26 protein-coding genes are annotated in these 23,797 nt (G+C 72.0%); 13 read left to right on the top strand and 13 right to left on the bottom strand.

Annotated elements, in window-relative coordinates:
* Positions 1-48 precede the first annotated feature (48 nt).
* On the top strand, positions 49-1,221 hold the full coding sequence (locus tag AB0M76_RS17460; RefSeq protein ID WP_365953643.1) for an 8-amino-7-oxononanoate synthase: 1,173 nt from the start codon (positions 49-51) through the stop codon (positions 1,219-1,221).
* A 4-nt stretch (positions 1,222-1,225) separates the two neighbouring features.
* On the opposite strand, the gene AB0M76_RS17455 is transcribed toward AB0M76_RS17460, so the two are convergent.
* Entirely contained in the window at positions 1,226-1,450 is a 225-nt protein-coding gene (locus AB0M76_RS17455) for a DUF397 domain-containing protein (RefSeq protein ID WP_365953642.1), read from the bottom strand.
* A 12-nt stretch (positions 1,451-1,462) separates the two neighbouring features.
* Positions 1,463-2,347, bottom strand: a complete 885-nt coding sequence (locus AB0M76_RS17450; RefSeq protein ID WP_266669248.1) for a helix-turn-helix transcriptional regulator — start codon at positions 2,345-2,347, stop codon at positions 1,463-1,465.
* Positions 2,348-2,541: 194 nt separating this feature from the next.
* Here AB0M76_RS17450 and AB0M76_RS17445 point away from each other — a divergent pair, with 194 nt between their 5' ends.
* On the top strand, positions 2,542-2,991 hold the full coding sequence (locus AB0M76_RS17445; protein WP_365953641.1) for an ATP-binding protein: 450 nt from the start codon (positions 2,542-2,544) through the stop codon (positions 2,989-2,991).
* A gap of 7 nt (positions 2,992-2,998) precedes the next feature.
* On the opposite strand, the gene AB0M76_RS17440 is transcribed toward AB0M76_RS17445, so the two are convergent.
* Positions 2,999-3,388 carry a VOC family protein gene (locus AB0M76_RS17440; protein WP_365953640.1) on the bottom strand — a complete coding sequence of 130 codons (390 nt, stop codon included), beginning with the start codon at positions 3,386-3,388 and terminating at the stop codon, positions 2,999-3,001.
* Between the two features lie 342 nt (positions 3,389-3,730).
* Between AB0M76_RS17440 and AB0M76_RS17435 the strand changes: the two genes are divergently transcribed.
* The 7 genes from AB0M76_RS17435 to AB0M76_RS17405 all read left to right on the top strand — a co-directional run bounded on the left by AB0M76_RS17435 (position 3,731) and on the right by AB0M76_RS17405 (position 10,214).
* Positions 3,731-4,033, top strand: a complete 303-nt coding sequence (locus AB0M76_RS17435; RefSeq protein WP_266669251.1) for an urease subunit gamma — start codon at positions 3,731-3,733, stop codon at positions 4,031-4,033.
* A gap of 15 nt (positions 4,034-4,048) precedes the next feature.
* Entirely contained in the window at positions 4,049-4,360 is a 312-nt protein-coding gene (locus AB0M76_RS17430) for an urease subunit beta (protein WP_267000816.1), read from the top strand.
* Positions 4,353-6,074, top strand: coding sequence for an urease subunit alpha (locus AB0M76_RS17425; protein ID WP_365953639.1), 1,722 nt, complete (start codon positions 4,353-4,355; stop codon positions 6,072-6,074). Before AB0M76_RS17430 ends, AB0M76_RS17425 begins: the two co-directional genes overlap by 8 nt.
* A 30-nt stretch (positions 6,075-6,104) precedes the next feature.
* Entirely contained in the window at positions 6,105-6,779 is a 675-nt protein-coding gene (locus tag AB0M76_RS17420; protein ID WP_365953638.1) for an urease accessory UreF family protein, read from the top strand.
* Between the two features lie 52 nt (positions 6,780-6,831).
* Positions 6,832-7,518: an urease accessory protein UreG gene (gene ureG, locus AB0M76_RS17415; protein ID WP_365953637.1), complete on the top strand. Its 687-nt coding sequence runs from the start codon at positions 6,832-6,834 to the stop codon at positions 7,516-7,518.
* A 110-nt stretch (positions 7,519-7,628) separates the two neighbouring features.
* Positions 7,629-8,357: an urease accessory protein UreD gene (locus AB0M76_RS17410; protein WP_365953921.1), complete on the top strand. Its 729-nt coding sequence runs from the start codon at positions 7,629-7,631 to the stop codon at positions 8,355-8,357.
* A 255-nt stretch (positions 8,358-8,612) separates the two neighbouring features.
* A complete protein-coding gene (locus AB0M76_RS17405; RefSeq protein ID WP_365953920.1) occupies positions 8,613-10,214 on the top strand; it encodes an alpha/beta hydrolase in 1,602 nt (533 codons plus the stop codon).
* A gap of 81 nt (positions 10,215-10,295) precedes the next feature.
* On the opposite strand, the gene AB0M76_RS17400 is transcribed toward AB0M76_RS17405, so the two are convergent.
* From AB0M76_RS17400 to AB0M76_RS17375, 6 genes are all read right to left on the bottom strand, one after another.
* Positions 10,296-11,006, bottom strand: a complete 711-nt coding sequence (locus AB0M76_RS17400) for a lysophospholipid acyltransferase family protein (protein ID WP_365953636.1) — start codon at positions 11,004-11,006, stop codon at positions 10,296-10,298.
* 235 nt (positions 11,007-11,241) lie between these two features.
* Positions 11,242-11,400 carry a hypothetical protein gene (locus AB0M76_RS17395; protein WP_030300142.1) on the bottom strand — a complete coding sequence of 53 codons (159 nt, stop codon included), beginning with the start codon at positions 11,398-11,400 and terminating at the stop codon, positions 11,242-11,244.
* Between the two features lie 32 nt (positions 11,401-11,432).
* Positions 11,433-12,395 carry a cytochrome c oxidase assembly protein gene (locus AB0M76_RS17390; RefSeq protein WP_365953635.1) on the bottom strand — a complete coding sequence of 321 codons (963 nt, stop codon included), beginning with the start codon at positions 12,393-12,395 and terminating at the stop codon, positions 11,433-11,435.
* Positions 12,396-12,503: 108 nt separating this feature from the next.
* Entirely contained in the window at positions 12,504-13,529 is a 1,026-nt protein-coding gene (locus AB0M76_RS17385; RefSeq protein ID WP_365953634.1) for a 6-phosphofructokinase, read from the bottom strand.
* 215 nt (positions 13,530-13,744) lie between these two features.
* Entirely contained in the window at positions 13,745-14,473 is a 729-nt protein-coding gene (locus tag AB0M76_RS17380) for a glutamine amidotransferase (protein WP_365953633.1), read from the bottom strand.
* Between the two features lie 28 nt (positions 14,474-14,501).
* Positions 14,502-15,740: a MurT ligase domain-containing protein gene (locus AB0M76_RS17375; protein WP_266669266.1), complete on the bottom strand. Its 1,239-nt coding sequence runs from the start codon at positions 15,738-15,740 to the stop codon at positions 14,502-14,504.
* A gap of 123 nt (positions 15,741-15,863) precedes the next feature.
* Between AB0M76_RS17375 and def the strand changes: the two genes are divergently transcribed.
* Positions 15,864-16,427: a peptide deformylase gene (def, locus tag AB0M76_RS17370; RefSeq protein ID WP_365953632.1), complete on the top strand. Its 564-nt coding sequence runs from the start codon at positions 15,864-15,866 to the stop codon at positions 16,425-16,427.
* A gap of 34 nt (positions 16,428-16,461) precedes the next feature.
* On the opposite strand, the gene AB0M76_RS17365 is transcribed toward def, so the two are convergent.
* Complete coding sequence (locus tag AB0M76_RS17365) at positions 16,462-17,106, bottom strand: TetR family transcriptional regulator (RefSeq protein WP_365953631.1); 645 nt, start codon at positions 17,104-17,106, stop codon at positions 16,462-16,464.
* 192 nt (positions 17,107-17,298) lie between these two features.
* On the opposite strand from AB0M76_RS17365, the gene AB0M76_RS17360 reads away from it, so the two are divergent.
* Complete coding sequence (locus AB0M76_RS17360) at positions 17,299-18,528, top strand: acyl-CoA dehydrogenase family protein (RefSeq protein ID WP_266669272.1); 1,230 nt, start codon at positions 17,299-17,301, stop codon at positions 18,526-18,528.
* Between the two features lie 29 nt (positions 18,529-18,557).
* Here AB0M76_RS17360 and AB0M76_RS17355 read toward each other — a convergent pair whose 3' ends face one another.
* Positions 18,558-19,310, bottom strand: coding sequence for a hypothetical protein (locus tag AB0M76_RS17355; protein ID WP_365953630.1), 753 nt, complete (start codon positions 19,308-19,310; stop codon positions 18,558-18,560).
* A 368-nt stretch (positions 19,311-19,678) separates the two neighbouring features.
* On the opposite strand from AB0M76_RS17355, the gene AB0M76_RS17350 reads away from it, so the two are divergent.
* Positions 19,679-19,864 (top strand): DUF5999 family protein, encoded by a 186-nt coding sequence (locus AB0M76_RS17350; protein ID WP_030300124.1) that lies wholly within the window; start codon positions 19,679-19,681, stop codon positions 19,862-19,864.
* A gap of 144 nt (positions 19,865-20,008) precedes the next feature.
* Here AB0M76_RS17350 and AB0M76_RS17345 read toward each other — a convergent pair whose 3' ends face one another.
* Together AB0M76_RS17345 and AB0M76_RS17340 are read right to left on the bottom strand one after the other, a co-directional pair.
* A complete protein-coding gene (locus AB0M76_RS17345) occupies positions 20,009-22,111 on the bottom strand; it encodes an NB-ARC domain-containing protein (protein ID WP_365953629.1) in 2,103 nt (700 codons plus the stop codon).
* Between the two features lie 84 nt (positions 22,112-22,195).
* Entirely contained in the window at positions 22,196-23,152 is a 957-nt protein-coding gene (locus AB0M76_RS17340) for a fibronectin type III domain-containing protein (RefSeq protein WP_365953628.1), read from the bottom strand.
* Between the two features lie 347 nt (positions 23,153-23,499).
* Here AB0M76_RS17340 and AB0M76_RS17335 point away from each other — a divergent pair, with 347 nt between their 5' ends.
* Entirely contained in the window at positions 23,500-23,694 is a 195-nt protein-coding gene (locus AB0M76_RS17335) for a hypothetical protein (protein ID WP_053790200.1), read from the top strand.
* Positions 23,695-23,797 lie beyond the last annotated feature (103 nt).

Here is a 23,797-nt window from a genome sequence, read left to right as displayed (position 1 = left end):
AGGGTCAGGCACGCCTGTGGACAGCCGACAAAACACGAGGACCCGCCGATGCCCCAGCAGAGCCCCGAGCCCGATGACGTGTTCGCCTGGATCGACGACGCGGAGCGGGCGCGTGAGAAGGCCGGGCTGGTCCGGACGCTGCGCCCCCGCCCGGCCTCCTCGCCGCTGCTGGACCTCGCGAGCAACGACTACCTCGGCCTGTCCCGGCACCCGGAGACCGTGCGCGGCGCGCGCGAGGCGGCCGAGCGGTGGGGCGCCGGGGCCACGGGATCACGCCTGGTGACCGGTACGACCGAGCTCCATGCGGAGCTCGAGCGGGAACTCGCGGCCTTCTGCGGGTTCGAGGCCGCGCTCGTCCTGTCCTCCGGGTACGCCGCCAATCTGGCGGCCGTCACCGCGCTCAGCGACCGGGGCACCCTGGTCGTGTCCGACGCCGGCAACCACGCCTCGATCGTCGACGGCTGCCGGCTCTCCCGCGCCGGGACCGAGGTCATCCCGCACTCCGACCCGGAGGCCGCGCGCAAGACGCTCGCCACGCACGAGGGCAGGGCGCTGCTGGTCAGCGACTCGGTGTTCTCCGTGGACGGGGACGCCGCCCCGCTCGCGGCGTACGCGGCCGCCTGCCGGGAGGAGGGCGCGGCCCTGGTCGTGGACGACGCCCACGGGCTCGGCGTACTGGGGGAGGGCGGCCGCGGAGCCCTGCACGCGGCCGGACTCGCGGGCGCGCCGGGAGTGGTCGCCACCCTCACGCTCTCGAAGTCCCTGGGCAGCCAGGGCGGAGCGGTGCTCGGCCCGGCCAAGGTGATCCGGCACCTCGTCAACACGGCGCGGACCTTCATCTTCGACACCGGGCTGGCACCGGCCGCCGCGGGTGCGGCGCTGGCGAGCCTGCGCCTGCTCCAGCGGGAACCGGAGCGCGCCGGCCGGGCCCGCGAGGTGGCCGACCGGCTGTACGGGCGGCTCACCGCGTCCGGCCTGACCGCGGCCCGGCCGGACGCGGCCGTGGTGTCGGTACGGGCCCCGTCGGCTTCGGCGGCACTGCGCTGGGCCGCCGACTGCCGCGAGGCAGGTCTGTCCGTGGGATGCTTTCGTCCGCCGTCGGTGCCGGACGGCATCTCCCGGCTGCGGCTGACCGCACGGGCCGATCTCACGGGGGACGAGATCGACCGGGCCGTCGAGACGATCCTGGGGACCGCCCCGGCCGGAGCCACGGACCGCTAGGGCGTCATGCGAGCACGTCCGCCCGTACGGATGCGAGGAAGCCGTCCCAGGCCGGCCCGGTGAAGAGCACGGCCGGGCCGTCCGTCCGCTTGGAGTCGCGGACGGCCAGCAGGCCGGTGCCACTGAGGACGGCCGTTTCCACGCAGTTGTTCATTCCGGTGCTGCGGCTGCTCCGCCGCCACCGCGCGCTGATCAGAAGTCCGCTGGTGGAGAGGGGGGTTGCGGACACGGGGGTGCCTCCTTACGCGTCGTCAGCGAGTGAGCTGATGAGATCCGACGAGTCCTGGGGCGGGAGGGCGTGCGCCTGGATGGTGCGGAATGCGGCGCTGTACGCCTCGAGGTCTTCCTTCCGCTCCAGATAGAGGCTACTCGTCAAATGGTCGAGTACCACCACATCCAGATCAGCGATGTTCGGAAATGAGAAAATAACGAACGGTCCGGTCAGGCCGAGATGACCCCCTACGCTGAACGGAAGTACCTGCAACCGCACTTGGGGCAGTCGGGCCACCTGCGCCAGATGCCGCAGTTGCGCCGCCATCACCCCGGGGCCGCCGATCTGCCGCCGCAGCACCGCCTCGTCCAGTACGGCGCTCAGCTCCAGCGGCGGATCGGCCCGCAGTACCGACTGCCGGGCCAGCCGTACGTCGACCAGCGCGTCGACCTTGGGTTCCGGCAGCCCGCCGAGCGCGGCCCGGGTCACCGCCCGCGCGTACTCCGGGGTCTGCAGCAGGCCGGGCACCACGGAGAGTTCGACGGTACGGGCCGAGCGGGCGCTCGCCTCCAGGCTGATGAAATCCCGGTACTCCTGCGGCAGCAGCCCCCGGTAGTCGTGCCACCACTGGCGGCCGCGCCCGGTGTCCCCGCCCGGCCCGGGGCCCGCCGCCGAGGCCGACAGGGCCTCCAGCAGCGCCCGCTGCTCGGGGCTGACGACCTCTGCGTAGACATCGAGGAGGCGGCGGATGTCCTCCGGTTTCACGCCACTGCGCCCTGTTTCGATGCGGCTGATTTTCGACTGGTGCCACCCCGCGATCCGGGCCGCCTCACCACTGGTGAGTCCGGTCCGGTCGCGCAGCGCGCGCAGTTCCTCGCCGAGCTTGCGCCGACGCACCGCGGGACCGTGCTGCATACCCGCCTCCTTCCACCGGCACAGCTCGCACCAGTCTGCCGTCCAAATACGCTCTTCCGTAGCAGAGTTCACTGCATTGAGCGACAGATATATGCAGATCTTGGGGGAACGGCAGCACCGGCGGGACGATGGGTGGCACTCTGGCGTCCAGCACAGATCCGGGGTTTCGCCCCGGTGGGAAAGGGACCGTCGCCATGGCAGACCACCAGGAAGTATCCGTCACTCTGCCGAGCGATCCCGCCTCGGTCGCCACCGCCCGCCGCTACGTCGCGGAGGTGCTCGGCGAATGGGGACTGCCCGACGAGGCCGACACTGCAGACAGTGTCCGGCTGATCGTCTCGGAGCTCGCCACCAACGCCGTGCAGCACACCTTCGGCCAGTCGCCCACCTTCACCGTCGACATCCGCCTCGAGCGCGGGGAGTGGCTCCGCGTCGGGGTGACCGACAGCCACCCGCGCTGGCCCAAGCGCCTCCCGGCCGCCGTCCAGCAGGACAACGGCCGGGGGATGGTGATCATCCGCTGGCTCACCGCCGAAGCCGGCGGCCGGCTCTCCGTCAGCCCCACCGAGGACGGCGGCAAGACCGTCTGGATCGCCCTGCCCTGGCCCGTCGGGGCTCCCGCGAAGAGCGTCACCGGCTGCTGAGCCGCGCTCAGCCCTGCCCGCGCTCCGCGGCGCTGCGCTCGATGCACAGCTCGTTGCCTTCCGGGTCGGCGAGCACGGCCCAGCCGGAGCCGTCCTCCCGGCGCCGGTCGTCGACCAGCTTCGCCCCGAGCCCGATGAGCCGCTCGACGGTCTCGTCCCGGGTGCCGGTGGGCGGCTGGATGTCCAGGTGGACCCGGTTCTTGACGGACTTGGCGTCCGGTACGCGGATGAACAGCAGACCCGGGACCCCGGGCTGCGCCGGGTCCAGCAGGATCTCGTCGTCGCCCTCCACGTCGTCCGGGTGGATCGGGAAGCCGGTCACGTCGGACCAGAACTCGGCGGTCTTGTAGGGCTCGAGCGAGTCGAAGGTGATGTGGCGGACCGGGTTGACGAACATGCATCTCCTGTGTGGCGGGTCCTGCGGCGGTGGCCGGGGGACCGTCGGTCCGGTCCGTATACGGAACCGGCTGTGGGCGGGGCCCGGGAGTTGAACCGGGTGCCTGCCCGAAACGTGGGTTAACGCGGCGGAAAAACGCGGCGCCTAGCGTGGCGGGCCACGGCGTTCCGTCAATGATCACCCATCCGCGGGTAAAGCGGCTGTGCTTGGGACGGAAAGCCTTGCTCTGCGTCGGGCAAGACATGCTTGGCTCGGATATGCGCAGGTCAACAAAGTGTTGATGGTCGCTAGGGTCGGCCCGGCGCGATGTCGATCTTGTCCTGGAGGCTTGGTGAGTTACGAGTGCAACTGACACCGCACGAGCAGGAACGACTGCTCATCCACGTGGCCGCCGACGTGGCCGAGAGGCGCAGGGCGCGCGGGGTCCTCCTCAACCACCCCGAAGCCGTCGCCCTGATCACCTCGCACATCCTCGAAGGGGCCCGCGACGGGCGGACCGTGGCCGAGCTCATGGCCTCCGGCCGCACCGTGCTCGGCCGCGCCGAGGTGATGGAGGGGATCCCCGAGATGATCCACGACGTCCAGGTCGAGGCGACCTTCCCGGACGGAACCAAGCTCGTCACCGTCCACGACCCGATCGTCTGAAGGGGGAGTACCCGCATGATCCCCGGCGAAATCGTCCACGGGGACGGCCCGGTGCGCCTCAACGAGGGCCGTCCCGTCACCCGCCTCACCGTGCTCAACGCCGCCGACCGGCCCGTCCAGGTCGGCTCCCACTACCACTTCGCCGAGGCCAACCCCGGTCTCGACTTCGACCGCCGGGCCGCCCGCGGCCTGCGGCTCAACATCGCCGCCGGCACCGCCGTGCGCTTCGAGCCGGGCATCCCGGTCGCCGTGGAACTCGTACCGCTGGGCGGGCTGCGGACCGTACCGGGCCTGCGCGGCGAGACCGGAGGGCCGCTCGATGGCTGAGCTCGACCGCAGGGCGTACGCCGACCTCTTCGGACCGACCGCCGGCGACCGGATCCGGCTCGCGGACACCGACCTCTTCGTCGAGATCGAGCAGGATTTCAGCGGCGGCCCCGGACGCTCCGGCGACGAGGCCGTGTTCGGCGGCGGCAAGGTGATCCGCGAGTCCATGGGCCAGGCCCGGACCACCCGCGCCGAGGGCGCCCCCGACACCGTGATCACCGGAGTCGTCGTCCTCGACCACTGGGGCATCGTCAAGGCCGACATCGGCATCCGCGACGGCCGCATCTGCGGCATCGGCAAGGCCGGCAACCCCGACACGATGGACGGGGTGGATCCCGCACTCGTGATCGGCCCCGAGACCGAGATCATCGCGGGCAACGGGAAGATCGTCACCGCGGGCGCCATCGACGCGCACGTGCACTTCATCTCCCCGACCGTCGTCGACGAGGCCCTGGCCTCCGGCATCACCACCCTCGTCGGCGGCGGCACCGGACCCGCCGAGGGCACCAAGGCCACCACCGTCACCCCCGGCCCCTGGCACCTCGCCCGGATGTTCGCGGCACTGGAGTCCTACCCCGTCAACATCGGCCTGCTGGGCAAGGGCAACACCATGTCCCGCGAGGCCATGCACTCCCAGCTGCGCGGCGGCGCCCTCGGGTTCAAGATCCACGAGGACTGGGGGTCCACCCCCGCCGTCATCGACGCCTGTCTGAGCGTCTGCGACGAGACCGGGGCCCAGGTCGCCATCCACACCGACACCCTGAACGAAGCCGGATTCGTCGGCGACACCCTCGCCGCCATCGCCGGGCGGACCATCCACTCGTACCACACCGAGGGCGCGGGCGGCGGGCACGCACCCGACATCATCACGGTGGTCTCCGAGCCGAACATCCTGCCCAGCTCCACCAACCCGACCCGGCCGCACACCGTCAACACCATCGACGAACACCTCGACATGCTGATGGTCTGCCACCACCTCAACCCGGCCGTCCCCGAGGACCTCGCATTCGCCGAGTCCCGGATCCGCCCCTCGACCATCGCCGCCGAGGACGTCCTGCACGACCTCGGCGCCATTTCCATCATCTCCTCCGACGCCCAGGCCATGGGCCGCGTCGGCGAGGTCGTGCTGCGCACCTGGCAGACCGCCCACGTGATGAAGAAGCGGCGCGGTTTCCTGCCCGGCGACGGTCCCGCCGACAACCACCGCGCCCGCCGGTACGTCGCGAAGTACACGATCAACCCCGCCGTGGCCCAGGGCCTCGCGCGAGAGATCGGCTCGGTGGAGACCGGCAAGCTCGCCGACCTGGTGCTGTGGACTCCGGCCTTCTTCGGGGTCAAGCCCGAAGTCGTCATCAAGGGTGGCCAGATCGCGTACGCGCAGATGGGTGATGCGAACGCCTCCATCCCCACCCCGCAGCCGGTGCTGCCCCGCCCGATGTTCGGCGGCCACGGCCGGGCCCCCGGGCTGAACTCGGTCAACTTCACCGCGCAGGCCGCGCTCGACGACGGGCTGCCCGAACGGCTCGGACTCGGCAAGCAGTTCGTGGCCATAGAGAGCACCCGCAAGGTGAGTAAGGCGGACATGCGCAACAACGACGCCATGCCGAGGGTCGAGGTCGACGCCGACACCTTCACGGTCACCATCGACGGGGAGGCCGTGGAGCCCGCGCCCGCGGCGGAACTGCCCATGGCCCAGCGCTACTTCCTGTTCTGACATGGGGCCTCTTGCGACGGGCGCAGCCCGATGAGCCTCGCCGCACTGCTCGTGCTCGCCGACGGCCGCTTCCCCGCCGGCGGGCACGCCCACTCAGGCGGGGCCGAAGCCGCCTGCAAGGCCGGCCGGATCCACGACGCCGCCACCCTCGAGGAGTTCTGCCGCGGCCGGCTGCACACGGCCGGACTCGTCTCCGCCGCACTCGCGGCCGCCGCAGCCCTCGGGCTCGACCCGGCGGTCCTCGACACCGCCGCCGATGCCCGCACCCCGTCGCCCGCGCTGCGCACCGCGGCGCGGCGGCTGGGCCGGCAGCTGCTGCGGGCGGCCCGGGCCACCTGGCCCGCAGCCGAACTCGACGCGCTCGCCGCGGCCTTCCCGCGCGGGGCGCACCAGCCGGTGGTGCTCGGGCTCACCGCCCGGGCGGCCGGGCTCGGGCCGCTGGATGCCGCGCACGTGGCGGCGTACGAGAGCGTCGGCGGACCGGCGACCGCGACCGTGCGGCTGCTCGGCCTGGACCCGTTCGAGGCGAGCGGGGTCCTGGCCCGCCTCGCCCCCGAGCTCGACGCCGTCGCCGCCCGGGCCGCGCAGGCCGCGCACCGGGCCCGGTCGCAGGGCCCGGACGCGCTGCCCGCGGCCTCCTCGCCGCTGCTGGACATCGCGGCGGAGAGCCATGCGGCCTGGCCGGTACGGCTCTTCGCCTCGTGACCGCCTCCTCACCGCTTCCCGACCGCCGCCACGATTGACTCCGGAGACCCCCATGCACCTCGACCACGGCGTGACCTACCCCCAGCGTCACACCCACAGCGCCGAGCCGGTACGGGCGGACGGCTCGCGCCGCGCCCTGCGGATCGGCCTCGGCGGACCCGTCGGCTCCGGCAAGACGGCCACCGTCGCCGCCCTCTGCCGCGCCCTGCGCACCGAGCTGTCCATGGCCGTCGTCACCAACGACATCTACACCCGGGAGGACGCCGAGTTCCTGCTCCGCGAGGCCGTCCTGCCGCCCGAGCGGATCAGCGCGGTGGAGACCGGTGCCTGCCCGCACACCGCCATCCGCGACGACATCTCCGCCAATCTGGAGGCGGTCGAGGAGCTCGAGGAGACGGTCGGCCCGCTCGACTTGATCCTCGTCGAGTCCGGCGGCGACAACCTCACCGCCACTTTCTCCCGCGGCCTCGTCGACGCCCAGATCTTCGTCATCGACGTGGCGGGCGGCGACGACATCCCGCGCAAGGGCGGCCCCGGTGTCACCACCGCCGACCTGCTCGTCGTCAACAAGACCGACCTCGCCCCCTACGTGGGCTCCGACCTGGACCGGATGGCCCGCGACGCCGCCGAGCAGCGCGGCGAACTCCCCGTCGCCTTCCAGTCGCTGCGCGCGGAGGACGGCGTGGCGCCGGTGGCCGCATGGGTGCGCGAGCGGATCGCCGCCTGGGTCGCGCGGTGAGCCCTACGGCGGCCCCCGCGCCTCCGGCCGCCCCGCCGGCCCCGGCCCCGCCTGCGTCCGCTCCTCCTGCGCCCGCCCGTGCGCCGGCCGGTGTACGGGCCACCGCCCGGATCTCCGCCGTCGCCGACGGCCGCGGCGGTACCGCCCTGCCGCTGCTGGCCGGTGAGGGACCGCTCGCACTGCGCCGCACCCGGGGCACGGCCGCCGAGGCCGGCGTGATGCTGGTCGGCGCGATGAGCGCCCCGCTCGGCGGGGACCACCTCACGGTGGAGGCCGCCGCCGGACCCGGGGCCCGTCTCGCCCTGGCCTCGGCGGCCGCCACCCTGGCACTGCCCGGCCGCGGTGGCGAGCCCGCGCGGTACGACGTACGGCTGACCCTGGCCGAGGACGCGGCCGTACGGTGGCTGCCGGAGCCGCTGGTCTCCGTACGCGGCAGCGACCTGCGCGTGCACACCCGGGCCGAACTCGCCCCCACGGCCCGGCTGCTGCTGCGCGAGGAGCAGGTGCTGGGCCGGACGGGGGAGGAGCCGGGGCTGCTGCGCAGCAGGCTCGCCGTGACCCGGGGCGGGACCCAGCTCCTGGACCAGGAGCTGGCCTGCGGTCCGGGGGCGCCCGGGGGCTGGGACGGGCCGGCGGGGCTGGCGGGGCATCGGGCGCTCGGTCAGCTCCTGGTCGTGGACCCGGCATTCGCCGTGTCGCCGCCGGCCGCCGCGGTGCTCGGGGAGTTCGCGGCCGTCACTCCGCTGGCCGGTCCCGCCGTCCTCGTGACGGCTCTGGCGCCGGACGGGCTGCGGCTGCGCGAGCTACTCGACGCGGCGTGGCGCACGTACGGCTGGTAACTGCTGAGCAAACCTGGGACGAATGCGACACCGCTCAGCGGTACACGCCTTTCCGGTTATCGGGTTGGCAAAGAACGCGACCTTGGTCTGTTGTCAGGTGTAGGTCAGACGAAAGGATCCACCTGCAGAGACCGACTGCACCCGACCAACCCGGCCTCCTCCGGCCGGGCCTGACGCAGGGGGAACAACCACGTGATACGCACTGCAGCGCTGGGGAGCGCTGCCACTCTGATCACCGGAGCGCTGGCCGCGAGCATGCTGCTGGCCCCGCCGGCCGCCGCGGCTTCGTCCACCCAGAACACCCCGCTTCCGGAGGCGCTGGGCGTCCAGCTCGCCGCGGCCCGCGCCGCCGCCACCGGTGTCGAGTGGAAGGACTGCCCCGCCGACTGGGGCTTCGAGGCCCCGATCCAGTGTGGCTGGGTCAAGGTCCCGCTCGACTACTCGAAGCCGTTCGGCAAGACGATCGACCTCGCGGTCGACCGCGCCGTCAGCACCGGCACCAAGCAGGAGCGCCAGGGCGCGCTCCTCTACAACCCGGGCGGCCCCGGCGGTTCCGGCATGCGCTTCCCGCGCCGGGTCACCACCAAGTCCCCCCTCTGGGTGAACACCTCCAAGGCCTACGACTTCGTGGGCTTCGACCCCCGCGGTGTCGGCCACTCGGCGCCCATCTCCTGCATCGACCCGCAGGAGTTCGTCAAGGCTCCCAAGGCCGACCCGGTCCCGGACAGCAAGGCCGACAAGAACGCCCAGCGCAAGCTCGCCGCGGAGTACGCGGACGGCTGCAAGGAGCGCAGCGGCGACATGCTGCCGTACATGACCACGCCGAACATCGCGCGTGACCTGGACGTCATCCGTGCCGCCCTCGGCGAGAAGAAGCTGAACTTCATCGGCGTCTCCTACGGCACCTACATCGGCGGGGTCTACGCGACCCTGTTCCCGACCCACGTGCGCCGCATGATCGTCGACAGCGTCGTCAACCCGGCGCAGGAGAACATCTGGTACGAGGCGAACCTCGAGCAGGACGTCGCCTTCCAGATGCGCTGGAACGACTGGCAGGACTGGGTCGCCAAGAACGACAACGTCTTCCACATCGGCGACACCCGCGCCAAGGTCGAGGCCAAGTGGCAGGAGCTGCGCGCCAAGGCCAAGGCCAACCCGCTCGGCGGGGTCGTCGGCCCGGCCGAGCTCATCGGCTTCTTCCAGGGCGCCCCGTACTACGACTCCTCCTGGGTGCCCGTCGCCCAGGCGTTCAGCGCGTACGTGGCCGGTGACGAGAAGCCGCTGATCGAGGCGATCTCTCCGGACATGTCCGACATCAAGGGCAACATCGCCTCGGAGAACGGCAACGCGGTGTACACCGCGGTCGAGTGCGCCGACGCCAAGTGGCCGACCAGCTGGGCCAAGTGGGACAAGGACAACAGCAAGCTGCACGAGAAGTACCCGTTCCTGACCTGGTCCAACGCGTGGATGAACCTGCCCTGCGCGACCTGGAAGTCCAAGCAGAGCAAGCCGATCGAGGTCGGTGCCAAGCACGGCCTGGCCCCGGTCCTGATCGTCCAGTCCGAGCGTGACGCGGCCACGCCGTACGAGGGTGGCGTCGAGCTGCACCGCCGCCTCGCCGGCTCGCGCCTGATCACCGAGCAGAACGCCGGCTCGCACGGTGTCACCAGCCTGGTGAACCCCTGCATCAACACCCGGGTGGACGCCTACCTGCTCGAGGGCAAGGTCGACGCCACGGACGTGAAGTGCGGTCCGCACGCCACTCCGGTCGCCCCGGCCCCGGCCACCGCGAAGTCGCTCGCCACGGCCCCGGCGTCGGCTCTGCCGGCGCTCGAGGAACTGCCCGCTGTCCGCTAAGGCCTGCGGTGGCATGAAGCAGTACTGAGCACGGCCGGCAGAACACGGCACGGCACAGGACAGCACAGCACGGGAGAAGGCTCAGCACGTCTTGCGCCGGGCCTTCTTCCGCGCTTCCTCCTCCTCCGCCTTGACCTCGGCGGCGTACCGGTCGACGTACTCCTGGCCGGACAGCCCGAGGACGGCGTACATGATCTCGTCGGTGACGGCCCGCAGCACGGCCCGCTCGCCTTCCAGCCCGGCGTATCGCGAGAAGTCCAGCGGCTTGCCGAAGCGGATCGTCACGCGCCGGATGTTCGGGATCTTCTGCCCGGGCGGCTGGATCTCGAAGGTGCCGACCATCGCGCACGGTACGACGGGCACTCCGGACCCGAGCGCCATCGCGGCCACGCCCACCTTGCCCTTGTACAGCCGCCCGTCGTGGGAGCGCGTGCCCTCGGGGTAGATGCCCAGCAGCTCGCCCTTGGCCAGTACCCCGAGCCCCTCGCGCAGCGCGGCCTGTCCGGCGTCCTTGCCCGACCGGTCCACCGGGATCTGCCCGGCACTGCGGAAGAAGAACGCGGTCAGCCGCCCCTTCACCCCGGGACCGGTGAAGTACTCCGCCTTCGCGAGGAACGTGATCCGGCGTTTGAGGATGGCCGGCATCAGGAAGTGGTCGGAGAAGGACAGATGGTTGCCCGCGATGATCGCGGCCCCTTCCGGCGGGATGTTCTCCAGTCCCTCGATGCGCGGGCGGAACAGCAGCCGCAGCAGCGGACCGAGCAGCACGTGCTTGAGCAAGTGGTAGAACACCGGGGCATTTTCCCTTCACCTGGGCGTCAGGTCAGTGTGCCGTACACGGTGCCGGATGGGCATGGCGAACCAGGAAACCCGGAGGCGGACGCAGGCCGGCCGCGGCCGCGGCCGGCCTGCGACGGACGGGACCGGACCGGGCGGCGCCGGGAGCTCATGCGGAGGCCGGGGGCCGGTCGGGACCGGCCGCAAGACCCGGGCAGGGCGAGGGGGCCGGTACGGCGGGTGCGGCGGTTCAGGTCTTGCGGGACGCCGCCATGCCGGCGGTCAGCAGGCCGAGGACCACCCAGGCGAACCACAGCCAGCCGTTGCTGCCGAGGGCCACGGAGTACGTGGCGACGGCCACCAGAGCGGCGAAGGTCATGACGGCCATCGCCTTAACGGATCCGGTCATGCCCCATGGTCGCGCGCGAAGGTGCTCCTCCGCTACTGGCCACGCGCTTGGAGCGAGGCGAGATAGGAGTTGTACGCCTCCAGCTCCTGGTCGCCGTCGCGGTCCGCGGCCCGGTCCGCGCGCTTCGCCGCCCGCTGCTCGGAGTGGTACCACTGGTAGACCAGCGCGATCAGCACCAGTACCGACGGGATCTCGCTGAAGGCCCAGGCGATGCCGCCGCCCCACTGCTGGTCGAGCAGCGGGTCGATGCCGAGGGAGGCCGGCGGGTTCGCGTACGTCTTGATCATCGGCTCGCTCGCCATCATCACGGCGATGCCGAAGAAGGCGTGGAACGGCATGCCGGCGAAGAGCTCCAGCATCCGCATCACGTATCCGGGGCGGTGCGGGCCCGGGTCCACGCCCATGATCGGCCAGAAGAAGATCAGGCCGACGGCCAGGAAGTGCACCATCATGCCGATGTGCCCGGCCTTGCTCGCCATGAGGAAGTCGAAGAGCGGCGTGAAGTAGAGCGCGTAGAGGCTCGCGATGAACATCGGGATGGTGAACACCGGGTGGGTGATCACCTTCATGTAGCGGCTGTGCAGCAGCATCAGCAGCAGCTCGCGCGGTCCCTTGCGGCCGCGGGCGGCGGGCGGCAGCGCGCGCAGCGCCAGCGTCACCGGTGCGCCCAGCAGCAGCAGGATCGGCGAGAGCATGCTGATCACCATGTGCTGGACCATGTGCACGCTGAACATGACCATGCCGTAGTCGTTCAGCTTGGTGCACATCATGAGGGCGATGCTCAGCACGCCTGCGGTGAAGGCGATGGTCCGGCCCAGCGACCAGGCGTCCCCGCGCCGGCGCAGCCGCACCACACCCCACAGGTACAGGCCGAGTCCCACGAGCGAGCCGATCAGGAAGAAGGCGTCGAAGGAGAACTCCAGCCCGCGCCCGAGAGTGAACGGCGGCAGGTCCATGTCCATGTGCATGTCCATGCCGTGACCGCTGTGATCCATCTGTCCACTCCCTTGACCTGTGGTGCCCCACCACAGTAGTGCCGCCCCCGGACACGAACTCGTCCGGGGGCGGCCGCTACGGGGTAATGGCGTAGAAGGGGGGAAATATCACAGAACGTTCTGCGCCTCGTCGTACCGCTCCGCCGGGACCGTCTTGAGGGTCTGCACGGCGTCGGCGAGCGGGACCATCTCGATCTCGGTGCCGCGCAGGGCGGTCAGCATCCCGAACTCGCCGCGGTGCGCCGCCTCGACCGCGTGCCAGCCGAAGCGGGTGGCCAGGACCCGGTCGTACGCGGTGGGCGTACCGCCGCGCTGGACGTGGCCCAGGATGACCGGGCGGGCCTCCTTGCCCAGCCGCCGCTCCAGCTCGACCGCGAGCAGGTTGCCGATGCCGGCGAAGCGCTCGTGGCCGTACTGGTCGGTGCCGCCGTCCTGGAAGTCCATGGAGCCGGCGCGCGGCTTGGCGCCCTCGGCGACCACGACGATCGCGAACCGCTTGCCCGCGGAGAAGCGCTCGCCGACGATCGCCGTCAGCTCGTCGATGTCGAAGGGGCGCTCCGGGACGACGATCGCGTGCGCGCCGGCCGCCATGCCCGAGTGCAGGGCGATCCAGCCGGTGTGGCGGCCCATGACCTCCACGACCATCACGCGCTGGTGGGACTCGGCGGTGGTCTTCAGCCGGTCCAGGGCCTCGGTGGCGACCCCGACGGCGGTGTCGAAGCCGAAGGTGACGTCCGTCGAGGCGATGTCGTTGTCGATGGTCTTCGGGACGCCGACGATCGGCAGACCGGCCTGCGAGAGCAGGTTCGCGGCCTTCAGCGTGCCCTCGCCGCCGATCGGGATGATGGCGTCCAGGCCGAGGTCGGCAACGTGCCCGCGGGCCCGCTCGACGCCGTCGCGCAGGTGCGCGGGCTGTACCCGGGAGGAGCCGAGGATGGTGCCGCCGCGGGCGAGGATGCCGCCGACGGCGTCGAGGTCGAGCTTGCGGTAGTCCGCCTCCAGCAGGCCCTTCCAGCCGTCGTGGAAGCCGATCACTTCATCGCCGTGATCGACGACGGCGCGGTGCACGACGGAGCGGATGACGGCGTTGAGACCGGGGCAGTCGCCACCGGAAGTGAGCACACCAATGCGCATGGCAGGAACAGACCTTTGCAACGTGGGCCGACGACCGGACCACGTCGTCCGGTTGGAACTACGGCCACCCTACAAGCGGTGGAGAGGTGGACTGAACCATCCTCCACATGCTGGTCGTACTCGTCATACGAAACCACGTCGGCCCGGTTCCCCCAAGGGAAAACCGGGCCGAACACATGATTGCGGGGCCGCCCCGATGAGCGGCCTGCGCGGCGCTAAGCGGGCTGCGTCGCGGCGGCGATGCGCTCGGCGCGCAGCGCCTCGTACCACCGGTCGTCGATGGGCGGCAGCGCGTTCACGTCGAGGGCCAGCTTCAGCAGCAGGTCCGCGATCTGCGGGTTGCGGGCCATCACGGGGCCGTGCATGTAGGTGCCGAAGACCGTGTCGTTGTACGCGCCCTCGGTGCCGTCGCCCGTGCCGTTGCCGCGGCCCAGGCGGGTGCGGGCGAAGGGCTTCGCGGTCGGGCCGAGGTGTGTGACGCCCTGGTGGTTCTCGAAGCCCGTCAGCTGCGGCAGGTTCAGGCGAGGGTCGATGTCGGCGAGGACGTCGCCGACGCACCGCTCGCCGTCGCCGCGCACGGTGACCACGTCGAGCAGGCCCAGGCCCTCCTGGCGCTCGCCCATGTCGTTGACGAACTCGTTGCCGAGGATCTGGTAGCCGGCGCAGACGGAGAAGACGATCGCCCCGTTCGAGACGGCCCGCTCCAGACCGCCGTCGCGGAGCAGACGCTCCGCGGCGAGCCGCTGCGGCCGGTCCTCACCGCCGCCGATCAGGTAGATGTCGCCCGAGGTGGGGATGGGCTGGTCGCTGCGCACGTCCACGCGCTGCACGTCCAGGCCGCGCTGGCGCGCCCGGCGCTCCACCACGAGGGCGTTGCCCTGGTCTCCGTACGTGCTCAGCAGGTCGGGGTAGACCCACACCAGACGCAGGCTGTTGTCGCTCATGCTCTTGTGTCCTCTGGAGGTATGAGTACTAGTTGCCGACGCGGCGGCGCACGTCCTGGAAGGCGGTGTAGTTGGCGATCAGCTCGATCTGCCCGGGCGGCGCCAGCTGCACGGCCTCGTCGAGGGTCTCGCACACCCGGAAGTCCAGGCCCGCGACCTCGAGGCGGACGGCCAGGTCCAGCTTGCGGTCGCCGATCACGAAGATCGGGTGGCCGGCCAGGCGCGGGTAGTCCACGTCCCACAGCCAGGAGGTGTCGGTGCCGTCGGCGCCGCGCGCGTTCACCGAAAGGATCACCGGGGTCGGCGGCGGGTCGATCAGCGAAAACGTTTCGAGCCAGCCCGCCGGGTTCTTGGCGAGCAGCAGGCGCAGCTCACGGCCCTGGAAGTTGACCACGTCGTAGCGGCCGGCGACGGCCTGGACCTGGTACATCCGCTCCAGCGCGACCTGCGGCGGGACGCCGAAGACGGCGGCCACGGCGGCCGAGGTGGCGGCGTTCGCCTTGTTGGCGCGGCCGGGCAGCTGGAGGTGGATCGGCCAGGCGGAGCCGTGCGGGTCCAGCACGTGGTCCCCGGACAGCACCCAGCTCGGGGTGGGGCGCCGGAAGCCGCACTCGCCGCAGAACCAGTCGTCGCCGGGGCGCTGCATGACGCCACCGCAGGAGGGGCACGACCAGGCGTCGTCCTTCCACTCCTGGCCGGCGGCGACCCACACCACGTTCTGCGAGGAGGAGGCCGACCACACGATGAGCGGGTCGTCGCAGTTCGCGACGATGACGGCCTTGGAGCCCTGGAGCCCCTCGCGCCACTTCTCCGCGAGCATGCGGGTCTCGGCGGCGCGGTCCAGCTGGTCGCGGGAGAGGTTCAGCAGGGCGATCACCTTGGGGGTGACGTCCCGGGCCACCCCGGCGAGGTACTTCTCGTCCACCTCGATGACGCCGTACTTGGCGTCCGAGCCGCCCGCGAGGGCGGAGGTGATGCCGGCCGGCATGTTGGCGCCGAGGGCGTTGGAGACGACCGGACCGCTGGCCCGCAGGGCCTCGGCGATCAGCCGGGTCGTCGTGGTCTTGCCGTTCGTCGCGGAGACGAGGACGACGTCGAGATGCTGCGCGAGCGCTCCGAGAAGATCGGGGTCGAGTTTGAGTGCGACCTTGCCACCGATCACCGATCCGCTTCCGCGTCCCGCGGCCCGCGACACCGCCGCCGCGGCCTTGCCCGCCGTCACGGCCAGCTTGGCCCGCGGCGAAAGCGGCTCTGTGTTGCCTGCCATCGTCCCTTGTCCTCCTTGCGTCGGTCGGCCCCAGCCTATCCAGTACCGGCCGGGGCCTTGACCGCGGCGCCCCCAGGGCGCCGCAGATCTCCTCATATATTCGCCCGTCGTACCCTTACGGCCATGCGACAGCGCCCCATTCCCGGTACCACCGGCCTCGTCCGCACCATGAGCCTCCTGGGCGATCCGGTGCTCCACTCGGCCTGCGCGGAGGTCACCGAATTCGGCCCGGCCCTCGACCGGCTCATCGAGGACATGTTCGCGACGATGTACGCCGCAGAGGGCGTCGGCCTCGCCGCGAACCAGATCGGCCTCGGACAGCGGGTGTTCGTGTACGACTGCCCCGACGACGAGGACGTGCGCCACGTCGGGCACATCGTCAACCCGCGGCTGGTGGAGGCCGACGGGGACGAGTTCCGCGGCCCGGAGGGCTGCCTGTCGCTGCCGGGCCTGGAGGCGGGCACCGTCCGGTACGACCGCGCGGTCGTCGAAGGGGTCACCTCCGACGGCGCGCCGGTACGGATCGCCGGCACCGGGTTCTTCGCCCGCTGCCTCCAGCACGAGTGCGACCACCTCGACGGCACGGTCTATGCGGACCGCGTCACCGGGCTGCGCGCCCGGCGGCTGCGGCGGGCGATCCGCAAGGCGCCGTGGGGCGCGCGGGCCGCGGCGGCCGCGCAGAACTGAACCGGGGTCCCCGGCCGGGGACCCCGCTCGCTCCCTAGAAGCCCGGGCCGTCCAGGCGGTTGCCGGCCGTGGCCAGCCGGCCCCACAGCAGGTCGGTGAGTCCGGTGACCAACTCCGCGCGGTCACACGGGCGTTCGCCGAGCCACCAGTCGCCGGCGGCGTGCATCATGCCGACGATGCCGTGGCCCCAGATCCGGGCCAGGCGTTCGCCGCCGGGGCCGAGGTCAACGCGCTCGCCGATCACGTCGGCGAGTTCCTCGCCGAGCCGGCGCAGCAGCGGAGCCGAGTGCAGGCCCACGTCGAAGCCGCGCTCGGCGGCGTGCGAGTCCTCGGCCGGGTGCATCAGGAACCGGTACACCTGCGGGCGGGCCTCGATGGCCGTGAGATAGGTGTCGAGGGTGGACTCCACCCGGTTGCGGCGCTCGGCCGGGGCGTCGAGCGCGGCCCGCAGCGAGTCGAGCAGGGCGTCGGTGTGCCGTACGGCGAGGGCCTGGTAGAGCCCGGCCTTGTCGCCGAAGTGCCGGTAGAGGATCGGCTTGGTGATGCCGGCCTCCGCCGCGATGGCGTTCATGGAAGCCTTGGGGCCGTCCCGGAGGACGACCCGGTCGGCCGCTTCGAGCAGCTCCCGCCTGCGGCGCTCGGCCGCTCCCGGTTCGCCGGCCTGCTGAGTGGTCTCCATGACGTGTTTCTCTCCCCGCCCTTGCGATGGTGCGTGACGCCCACGCAACGTAACACCCCGCACACCCTCGCGAAGGAATCGGCTGTACCGCGGACGACTCTGCTTGACAGTCGCTACTCGCCGGTAACAGACTGTGGCCACCGTAAGGGTTACCGCTAGTAACGCACTGGTGGATGCACAGCTGGAGGGGACATGGCGGAGTTCACCATGGAGCTCAATGACGACCAGAAGCAGGTACAGGACTGGATCCACGGCTTCGCAGCCGACGTGATCCGGCCCGCAGCCGCGGAATGGGACGAGCGCGAAGAGACTCCGTGGCCCGTCATCCAGGAGGCCGCGAAGGTCGGCATCTACTCGCTCGACTTCTACGCCCAGCAGTTCTTCGACCCTACCGGCCTCGGCATCCCGATGGCCATGGAAGAACTGTTCTGGGGTGACGCGGGCATCGCCCTGTCGATCGTGGGCACCGGGCTCGCCGCCATCGGCGTCGTCGCGAACGGCACCGAGGAGCAGATCGGCACCTGGATCCCGCAGATGTACGGCACCCCGGACGACGTGAAGGTCGCCGCCTTCTGCTCCTCCGAGCCGGACGCCGGATCCGACGTCGGCTCGATGCGGACCCGGGCGGTCTACGACCAGGCCAAGGACGAGTGGGTGCTCAACGGCACCAAGACGTGGGCGACCAACGGCGGCATCGCCAACGTCCACATCGTCGTCGCCGTCGTCGACCCGGAGCTCGGCTCGAAGGGCCACGCCTCCTTCATCGTGCCGCCGAACACCCCGGGCCTGTCCCAGGGCCAGAAGTTCAAGAAGCACGGCATCCGCGCCTCGCACACCGCCGAGGTGGTCCTGGAGGACGTACGCGTGCCCGGCTCCTGCCTGCTCGGCGGCAAGGACAAGCTGGACGAGCGCCTCGCGCGGGCCCGCGAGCGGGCCAAGGCGGGCGGCGGCGAGCGCGTGAAGAACGCGGCCATGGCCACCTTCGAGGCCTCCCGCCCGGCGGTCGGCGCCATGGCCGTCGGCACCGCGCGCGCCGCGTACGAGGTCGCCCTCGACTACGCCAAGACCCGTACGCAGTTCGGCCGCCCGATCATCGACAACCAGGGCGTGGCCTTCCAGCTCGCCGACATGCGGACCTCCATCGACGCGGCCCGGCTGCTGGTGTGGCGGGCCTCCTGGATGGCGGTCGCGGGCAAGCCCTTCACTTCGGCGGAGGGCTCGATGTCGAAGCTGTTCGCGAGCGAGGTCGCCAAGAAGGTCACCGCCCAGGCGGTCCAGATCCTCGGCGGCAACGGCTTCACCCGCGAGTACCCGGTGGAGCGCATGCACCGCGACAGCGCGATCTACACCATCTTCGAGGGCACCAGCGAGATCCAGCGACTGGTGATCGCCCGCACGATCTCGCAGATGCCGATCCGCTAGCCGGCCGCCGTGCCTCACGTGTGAGTCCGTCAGTGCACGGGCGTGAGGCACAACGAGTGGGCGCCCTCGGCCCACTTGTCGGGGACGCTGATCAGGTCGCCGTCCGCGCAGTCCGCGCCGCCGGTGCCCCGCTGCTTGGTGACCAGGTACTTGGCCAGCGGGGAACCGCAGGCTTCCGGAACCAGCTTCTCGTTGCGCAGCTTGTCCGCGTCGCGCACGCACGTCCCGATGGCCGGGCCGGTCGGCAGCCCGTCGTCCCCGGCCATCAGGCCCAGCAGCACGAGGAGGGGCGGTGTGAAGGCGATGAGCACGGTCACCGCGAGGAAGATCAGTGCCGGCGGGCGGCGCCACAGCGGCTTGCCGGGGCTCAGCGAGGGCAGGATGCCGCCGACCGGGGGAGCGAGCCTGACGAAGCGCGCCCGCGCGCCGAGGTTCAGCAGCACGGTGACGGGTGTGATGAACACCGACAGCGGGCCCCACCAGCCCTGCCACAGCGTGTCCGCGGACATCCTGCGGTAGGTGGCGAGCCCGCAGTCGCGGCAGAACGGCCCCTCCTGACGCAGGAAGCGCATCAGCACCAGCATGCCCTGGTGCCCGCGCACGGTGGCCTGCACGGCCGGCTGGGCCCCGCACACGCGGCAGCCGTACGGGGCCTGCGGCACCGGCTGGTGGCCGTACGGGACCGCCTGCGGCGGCACGCCGTACGGGGAGTGGGGGACGCCCTGCTGCGGGCTGTACGGGTGGTACGGGCCGGCGCCGTGCTGCGGTGGCGGAGTGGCCACGGATCTCTCCTCGGGTCTCACGGGGTCTCGCGGTGATCAGCGGGCGGTCGGTGATCACCGGCACCCTAGCCCGCGCCGGCACGGCGGCAGCCGGGCGAGGGCTCGCGCCGCACGTGATCCCGGCCACGCCCGCTCCCGCCCTGAACACCCCTGCGGGGCGCGTCGGCGGCGTCCGCCAAGGGGCGTCGGGTGAACGATCCGGGTACCGGGCATGAGCGCATGGTGAGCGGGCATACACACCCTGAACTGGACCCTTGAAATGGGTTCCGTCCGGGGGCGGCGATCAGCAATACTCACCGCCACCGTGGATCGCGGATTTGACCGGGTGACCACCGGCCCTCCCGCCCCACTTTGCGAGGAGGTGCGCCATGTGCTCCCACCAGCCCCCCTGCCCGTCCGCCGACAGCGCCGATCACGACGCCGCCCGCACCGTGGCCTTCCACCCCGAACAGGGTTGGAGTCTGCTTTGCAACGGCCTGGTGATCTTCGACGATACCGGTGAGCTGCTCCCCGACGGCCGCGCGGTGGAACCCCGCCGCCCGGCCCTGGTCTGAGCGAGGAGGCCGCATGCGCCAGCAGCTGATCCGCAAGCCCGTCCCCAAGCCCGCACCCCGAGACCTGGACCTGCGCACACCGTCGGGCAGACCCCTCCCGTACTGACGGGAGCTCCGACGTTATGCGGCCCCACCGGCTGGAGTTCAGCCGGTGGACGCCGTAGTTCCACCCAGGAACGCGGCCTCGTAGGCCTCGTCGCCGATCGCCGCGCGAGCCTGCCGCTCGCCCCGGTCCCGCAGGGCCGTCAGCGAGGGTGAGCCCATCTGCGGCCGGCCGACCGTCCGCCACCAGGCGTGCCCGGTGCCCAGCAGCCGCGCCGCGAGTTCCCCGTCGCCCAGGGCCGCCACCGCCGCCGCGAGCATGTCCAGGCCGAGAGCTATCCCGAACCGGTCGCCGAGCAGCCGCTTGCCCGAGAGCATCGCCCGTACGTGGCGCGCCGCCTCCCCGTGGTGGCCGAGCCCGAGCGCCGAGACCGCCAGCACGTAGTCCGCGTACGCCCGCAGCCAGCGCTCGCCCAGCTCCGCGCACGCCTCGCGCAGCCGCCGCGCCTCCTCGGCGGCCTCCTCGAAGCGTTCCAGGTCGCACAGGGCGTAGCTGGTGGCCAGCCGGCACAGGAGCCAGCCCGGACCGCTGGTCCGGCCGCCGTGGCCGGCCCGCGCCCGGGGCCCCGCCAGCTCCAGCGCCCGTACGGGATCCCCGGGCATCAGCACCGACACCGCGTGCAGATAGGCCGCGCGCAGCTCCGGCTCGGGATCCGCCAGCCGGGCCGCCGCACGGGTGCACTCCGCGCCCAGCTGCCGGGCCGCGTCCATGTCCCCCTGGAGCAGGGCGGTCAGCCCGAGGGCCCACACGGCCTGGGCGTACGCGGCCCCCGTGCCCGGGGCCGTTTCCAGCGCCCGTTCCAGGAAGCCCCGGCCCTCGTGGACGTGCCCGCACGAGAACCAGAAGAACCACAGGGCCCCGGCCATCTCGAGCGCGGCCGCCGGATCGGCGCCGAGGAGGTGCTCCAGCGCCGTCCGCAGCTGCGCGTGCTCGGCGGACATCCTGCGGTACCAGTCCACCTGGTCCGGGCTCAGCCAGCCCCGGTCGGCCGCCTGGGAGAGCGCCGCGTACCAGTGCGCGTGCCGGTCGGCGACCGTCTGCACCTCGCCGAGCTCCGTCAGCCAGTCGTGGCCGTACTCGCGGATCGTGTCCAGCATCCGGTAGCGGGCTCCCGCCCCGCGCTCCTGGCTGCGCCGCACGACGGACTTCGCGACCAGCCCCGCCAGCACCCGCTCCACCCGGGAGGCGGGCAGCGGGCCGCCCGAGCACACCGCCCGGGCCGCGGCGACGTCGAAGTCCCCGGTGAAGACGGACAGCCGGGCCCACAGCAGCCGTTCCAGCGGCTCGCACAGCTCGTGGCTCCAGCCGATCGCGGTCCGCATCGTCCGGTGCCGGGGCTGGAGCACGGGCCGGGTGTCGGACAGCACGGCGAAGCGGGCGCAGAGGCGCTGCGCCATCTGCTCCAGCGTCCACAGCCTCAGCCGGGCGCCGGCGAGTTCAAGGGCCAGCGGGATCCCGTCGAGGCGCCGGCAGACCTCGGCCGCGAGTTCGGCCCGTTCGGGGTCCTCGAAGGCGGCCGCGGCCTGCGGGGTCGCGGCCACGGCGCGGGCGCGGAACAGGGCGAGGGCTTCGCTGTCGGGTCCCTCGAAGGGCAGCGGGCAGACCTCGACGACCTTCTCGCAGGGGCTGCCGAGCGGCTCCCGGGAGGTGACCAGCACCGTCAGTCCGGGTGCGGACTGGAGGAGTTCGCCCACGAGATGGCGGCACTCGGCCACCATGTGCTCGCAGGTGTCGAGGACGAGGAGCAGCTCCTTGTCGGCCACCCACGCGCACAGCTCCTCGTCGAGGGGGCGGGCGGAGTGGTCGGCCAGGCCGACGGCGTGGGCGACGGTCATGGTGAGCAGGCCGGGGTCGCGCAGCGGCGAGAGGTCCACCCACCAGACCCCGTCGGGCCGGTCCTGTTCGGGGTCGGTGGCGGCCCGCAGGGCGAGCCGTGACTTGCCGACGCCGCCCACCCCGGTGAGGGTGGTCAGCCTGCGGGAGCGCAAAAGGCAGTGAAGTGCGGCGAGTTCGTCCTCCCGGCCGATGAAGCCCGCCGGGTCGGGCGGCAGGTTACCGGGCAGGGCGCCGCGAGCCGGCTCGGGATCGCCGTCGGCCTCCGCGGAATCCGGCTCTTTTCTGTTGAACGCGTACTCACCGAACACGGATGTATTGTGCGCGATCTTCTTGTCCGGTCGTGCCGTTCGGTCCGTATTGCTGTCACGTTGCCGGGACATCGGCCGCCCGCCTCATGCCACGAGTACGATGCGCCGTTCCGCGGAGAACGCCCCCCAGTTGCCGTCGGGCAGCCGGGCGCGCAGCTTGAGCGTCCACTGCGTGCCGGCGGGCTCGGTCACCGTGAGCCGGTGCTCCACCCGGGCGGCCCCTGACGGGGGAAGCGCGCCCGCGCCGAACTGGATGACGGTCACGGGCCTCCCGTTGACGTGGAGTTCGTACTCGCCGGTCGGGCGGCCGGTGTCCGGGGCGGTCCAGGTCAGCGTGACGGCGCCGGGCGAGGCGGTCGCGGTGAACTCGGCGGGTGCGGTGCCCGGGCCCTGGCCGGCGGACGGCGGGGTGGTCACGTCCACCGCCGGGCCGTCGGGGGAGGAGTTGTCCGCGCCGTCGCGGGCGCGGACGGTGAAGGTGTAGACGGTGTCCGGCTGGAGGCCGGTCAGGGTGGTCGCGGTCTCGGCGGAGCCGGCCGTGTGGATCCGGATGCCGCCCTGGTAGACGTCGTAAGCGGTCACGCCGGTGTCGTCGGTCGCGGCAGCCCAGGACAGGGTGGCGGCCCGGGGCCCGTCGGCCCGGCCCGTGGTGCGGGCGGGGGTGGTGGGGGCCTGGCGGTCCTCGGCCTTGGCCGCCGGGGTGGCGGCTTCGGCGGACGCGCTCGGGGCGGAGGCGTTGCCGGCGGCGTCCCGGGCCCGGACGGTGAAGGCGTAGGCGGTCTGCGGGGTGAGGCCGGTGATGTCCACCATCGTCTTGTCGGCCGGGAGTTCGCGCACCAGCCGGCCCGCCTGGAACACCTGGTAGTTGGTCACCCCGTCGGCCGGGGACGCCGCCTGCCACATGACGTGCACGGAGGTGGCGCTGCCGGCCTGCGCGGTGATCCCGGCAGGGGCCGCCGGGGGCGTGGTGTCGGCCGCCGTGCAGGCGGCGAGCCCGGCGGCGGCCAGGCAGAGGGCGAGCAGGGGGGCGGTGCGTCGCACGGGGGGCCTTCCTCGGCATCCGCTTCCTCGTAAAGGTCTAGACATATATGGCACGGGTGCGGGCGGCGCGGCAATACCCGCGCGCGCCCGGGCCGCGCTCGGCGGTGTCTCGCCGCCGGACGATGTGACCGGGTTCGTGTTCCCTCGGGCGCCGCGCTCCCTGCGCGTCGAAGTCGGCGTCGTCGCGTCGGCCCGTCGCCCCGGCGGTGCGACCGTACGACCCGCTGGGAAGAGATCGTCAAGCACTGATCGCCCGTCACGGACGGTCAACACCCGTACGGCGGACACGGGTTTCGCCCGAAGGCACCCCCTCCTGCGCCACGATGGCGCCGCCTAAGGAGGTATCGATGGTGATTTCTCTCTCCGTGGTCGTGCTGCTCCTCGTCCTCGCGTGGATCTTCATGCGCAGCGGCGGCCTCAAGTTCTCCCATGCCCTCGTCTGCGCGCTGCTCGGCTTCTACCTCGCGAGCAGCAGCATGGCGGCAACCATCCACGACGGTCTGTCGGCCACCGCCCAAGTCGTCTCCGGCCTGCGCCCGTAGGCCGGCGGGCGGCGGCCGGTCCGGCTTGATCGACTGTTGCGCCTTCGTGAATCATCCGGCTCTTCCATGGACTCCTCATGCGGTGCGATCTAGCGTCTGGCGG

Source organism: Streptomyces sp. NPDC051364 (genome assembly GCF_040682115.1).
Taxonomy (GTDB): domain Bacteria; phylum Actinomycetota; class Actinomycetes; order Streptomycetales; family Streptomycetaceae; genus Streptomyces.
Note: the sequence above shows the minus strand (reverse complement) of the source record. Positions and strands in the feature narration are given on the sequence as shown.